This is a genomic window from Mesorhizobium sp. M0571 (assembly GCF_040320985.1).
GTDB lineage: Bacteria > Pseudomonadota > Alphaproteobacteria > Rhizobiales > Rhizobiaceae > Mesorhizobium.
On the sequence record NZ_JAMYQT010000152.1, the window covers coordinates 1 to 767 of the forward strand.

1 protein-coding gene is annotated in these 767 nt (G+C 57.8%); it reads left to right on the forward strand.

The window, feature by feature from the left end:
• Positions 1-189, forward strand: a 189-nt coding sequence (locus NKI85_RS37795) for a hypothetical protein (RefSeq protein WP_352780991.1), incomplete at its 5' end; no start/stop codon positions are given.
• Positions 190-767 lie beyond the last annotated feature (578 nt).

The following is a 767-nucleotide window of genomic DNA, read 5'->3' on the forward strand; positions in this document are numbered from 1 at the left end:
GCTGATCAAGCCGCCGAAATCCCGCCGGAAGCCGCCGGGAGGTCCTGGGGTCTGGTTGTGATCTCTAAGGGCATGCTGCCTTTGCCGGAAGTGCCACCGCCGATACAAGCGATCTATGCGCGACAACCGCTGTCGGGCCGCGGCGCCGAAAGCGCCACTTCGACATTGCCCCTGATGGCATTGGAATAGGGGCACATCCGATGCGCCGGTTGGCCGGCGGCTCGTGGCGCTTGCCGGTTGCGGGGTTGTTGGTTCGATAGCGTTTCACGTTGGTCGCCGCGGTGCGCAACTGATAGGCCGTCCCGATAGTATTGGGACAACCAGCGTGCCGCCGGGTCTTACCGCGTGTCGGTGGCCCTGCCGGCTGGAATGAATTGTAGGCCTTTTCATGCGTCGTTACCAATTTAATAAAATGGGTTTCGTTGCCCCTGTCAAATTTGTGGAGCCTCAACAAGTTGTCCTGGGTTTAAACGAGGGTGACTGATCGGCTGGCCTTGAGGCGTGTTGAATGGCACGGATCACCGCTTCCCACGGTTATCAGCCTATGACTCGCGATGCAGGCGCCATTCACAAGTGTGCCTACTCTACTCTAGATGTTTGTGGACCAATGTGATGCGCCACTTTCCCGATACATAGCGCATTTAGGCTCGTCCCGAGAAAATTTCAGTGCACCTGTTGGCGCGCTTATCAAATGCGTCACCGCGAAAGCCGATTTTCATCAATCAAGGTGAGGCAAGGGGGCTTTGTCGCTCCAACGCCAGAGCGCG